2 protein-coding genes and 1 pseudogene are annotated in these 3,414 nt (G+C 63.0%); all 3 read left to right on the top strand.

The genetic code is table 11. The annotated features are described in order from the left end of the window. Window positions 1-114 precede the first annotated feature (114 nt). On the top strand, window positions 115-600 hold the full coding sequence (locus EN969_RS22600) for a DUF559 domain-containing protein (protein ID WP_127224122.1): 486 nt from the start codon (window positions 115-117) through the stop codon (window positions 598-600). Then, complete coding sequence (locus tag EN969_RS22595) at window positions 597-3,167, top strand: FAD-dependent oxidoreductase (protein WP_027160490.1); 2,571 nt, start codon at window positions 597-599, stop codon at window positions 3,165-3,167. The genes EN969_RS22600 and EN969_RS22595 overlap by 4 nt, the downstream gene beginning before the upstream one ends. A gap of 9 nt (window positions 3,168-3,176) precedes the next feature. Continuing rightward, window positions 3,177-3,414, top strand: a pseudogene (locus EN969_RS22590) (aminopeptidase P family protein); the annotation flags it as partial.

Here is a 3,414-nt window from a genome sequence, read left to right as displayed (position 1 = left end):
CGACCCCCACTCCGTCGAGCTGCGCTCGACACCTCTCCCCCGATCGACGGGGGAGAGGAAAGGCGCGAGCTTATGCACGCTGGCACCCTTCCTCTCCCTCCGGAGGGGGGAGAGGTGGCGTCGCGAAGCGGCGACGGAGTGGGGGAAGGCGCTCATGAAACCCGTAGCCGTCGCAAAACGGGCACTACCCAGCGAGCCAGAAAACTCAGGCAAGGTGACAACCAGGCCGAAGCGCTGCTTTGGCTTGAGTTAAAGGCCCGCAAGCTTGGCGGCTACAAGTTCACGCGACAGTTCTCTATCGGACCATACTACGCGGACTTCGCTTGCCGCAAAAATTGGCTTGTCGTGGAAGTCGACGGACACCAACACGCCGGCAGCTCATATGACCGCCGCCGCGACGATTTCATGCGTGCCCAGGGCTATTCGATCCTGCGTGTTTGGAACCATGACGTCCTGAAACATCGTACTCCGGCCTGTGAAACCATCCTCGCCGCGCTTGATGGCAGCCTGGCCGAGAACACGGCCGCATCCGATCTCCGCTTTGTTTTCACACCCCGCTCACCCGATTCAATCTCTTCAAACACGGACCTATCCAGATGAAATCACACGTAAAAGCGGTTGTCATCGGCGGCGGCGTCGTCGGCTGCTCGGTTCTCTACCACCTGGCCAAAGCCGGCTGGACCGACATCATGCTGATCGAGCGCTCTGAACTCACATCCGGCTCGTCCTGGCACGCGGCGGGCGGCTTCCACACGCTGAACGGCGACCCCAACGTCGCCAAGCTGCAGGCCTATACGGTGCAGCTCTACAAGGAGATCGAGGAGATATCCGGCCAGTCCTGCTCGCTGCATTTGACCGGCGGCGTGATGATGGCCGATACGCCCGAGCGCATGGACTTCCTGCGCCTTGCCCACGCCAAGGGCCGCTATCTCGGCATGGACACAGAGCTGATCACCCCTTCCGAAGCCAAGGCGATGTTCCCGCTGATGGACGAGACCAATTTCGTCGGCGCCATGTGGGATCCGGTCGAAGGCCATCTCGACCCGTCCGGCACCACCATCGCCTATTCAAAGGCGGCGAAAAAACTCGGCGCCGAGATCGTGCTGCGCAACCGCGTCGTGGAATTGACGCAGGAGGTCGACGGCACCTGGAATGTCGTCACCGAACAGGGCACGGTGAAGGCCGAGCATGTCGTCAATTGCGGCGGCCTGTGGGCGCGCGAGATCGGCCGCATGGTCGGCGTCGAACTGCCGGTTCTGGCCATGGAACATATGTATCTGCTCACCGAGCCGATGCCGGAGGTCGAGGAATTCAACAAATCGACCGGCCGCGAAATGATCGGCGTGCTCGACTTCAAGGGCGAGATCTACACCCGCCAGGAGCGCAACGGCATCCTGCTCGGCACCTACGAGAAGGCCTGCAAGCCGTGGTCGCCGGTCAACACGCCATGGGATTTCGGCCACGAATTGCTGCCGCCGGACCTCGACCGCATCGCGCCGTCGCTGGAAATCGGCTTCAAGCATTTCCCCGGCATCGAAAAGGCCGGCATCAAGCAGATCATCAACGGCCCCTTCACCTTCGCGCTGGACGGCAACCCGCTGGTCGGCCCGGTGCAGGGCCTGACCAATTTCTGGTGCGCCTGCGCCGTGATGGCCGGCTTCAGCCAAGGCGGCGGCGTCGGTCTGGCACTGTCGAACTGGATGGTGCATGGCGATCCTGGCTTCGATGTCTGGGGCATGGATGTTACACGCTTCGGTGAATGGGCCGGCCTGCGCTACACCAACGCCAAGGTGCGGGAAAACTATTCGCGCCGCTTCTCCATCCGCTTCCCCAATGAGGAACTGCCGGCGGCACGTCCGGCGCAGACGACGCCGCTCTACGACACGATGCTGGCCAACAACGCGGTCATGGGCGACAGCTGGGGCCTCGAAACCCCGCTCTGGTTCGCACCTGAAGGCAAGGAACCCAGGGATATCGTCTCCTTCCATCGCTCCAACGATTTTGGGCCGATCGGCGAGGAAGTGCGCGCCACGCGTGAGCGCGTCGGCGTCACCGAGATCGCCAATTTTGCCAAATACGAAGTCTCGGGACCCGCGGCCGAGGATTTCCTCAACCGGCTGATGACCAACCGCATGCCGAAGACCCGCCGCATCGTGCTGACGCCGATGCTCAACGAGTTCGGCAAGCTGATCGGCGACTTCACCATCGCCAAGGCGGCAGAAGACCGCTTCATGATCTGGGGCTCTTCGGCGGCGCAGAAATACCACATGCGCTGGTTCGAGAAGCACCTGCCGAAGGACGGAACGGTGCGCATCCACCGCTTCGACCAGACGCTGGTCGGCCTGTCGATCGCCGGGCCGAAATCACGGGACCTGCTGCAGAAACTGGTCGATGTCGACGTCTCGACAAAAGCCTTCCGTTTCATGGATTTCCGCGAGATGGCTGTTGGCGGGGCGCCTTGCATGGTCAACCGCATCACCTACACCGGCGACCTCGGCTATGAAATCTGGATGGCGCCGGCCTACGAACGCCTGGTTTACAAAGCGATCAAGGACGCCGGCGAGGAATTCGGCCTTGTCGATTTCGGCATGCGCGCTCTGCTCTCCATGCGCCTCGAAAAGAACTTTCCGACCTGGTTCCGCGAGTTGCGGCCGATCTATGGACCGTTCGAAGGCGCGATGGACCGCTTCATCAAGCTCGAGAAGAATGACTTCATCGGCCGCGAGGCCGCCGCCAAGGAACAGGCCGAGGGGCCAAAGCTGCGCCGCGTCTCCTTCATCGTCGATGCCACCGACGCCGATGTCATGGGTGACGAGCCGATCTGGGCCAAGGTCAGCAAGGACTACGGCACGGTGGAAAAGCCGCATGGCTATGGCGCGCCGCGCTTCGACAAGGGCGGCAAGGAAATACGTGGCTCCAAGGCTGCCGAAGGCGCATCCGCCGTGCGCGGCATCGTCGACGGCGACTGGCGCGTGGTCGGCTGGGTCACGTCGGGCGGCTATGCGCATTATGTGCAGAAGTCGATGGCGCAGGGCTATATCCCCGCAGCGCTTGCCGAGGACGAAAGTGCCGGGCTGTTCGAGATCGAGATCCTCGGTCAACGGCGCCCGGCCCGCATCAATGTCGAAGCGCCCTTCGATCCGAGCGGCGAGAAGATGCGGACCTGAGGTTCGACGATGGACAGCGCGGGGCCGAAGGGCAGCTTTGGCCGCCACCGCAAGATCATGCCGTTCGAGCCGGGCTCGATCGAAGCTTTGCGCGACGCCTCCCGTCAGAAGGCGGGTTCGCTCAACCAGCATGTGCTGGGCTATGGCCCGCAGGCCGAGGCTGAGTGGGCGGCGGCAGGCATTGCCGCGCCCGACCTGGCGGCGATGCGAAAATACCGGCTGGAGCGTATCCGCGCCGAGCTGAAGC

Origin of the sequence: Mesorhizobium sp. M7A.F.Ca.CA.003.01.2.1 (genome assembly GCF_003998945.1) — a bacterium.
In the GTDB taxonomy this organism is placed as follows: domain Bacteria; phylum Pseudomonadota; class Alphaproteobacteria; order Rhizobiales; family Rhizobiaceae; genus Mesorhizobium; species Mesorhizobium ciceri.
This window is presented reverse-complemented; position numbering and strand designations above follow the sequence as displayed.

Excerpts from the sequence above, each read along its gene's own strand:
- EN969_RS22595 (WP_027160490.1), top strand. The coding sequence starts at position 597 with ATGAAATCACACGTAAAAGCGGTTGTCATCGGCGGCGGCGTCGTCGGC.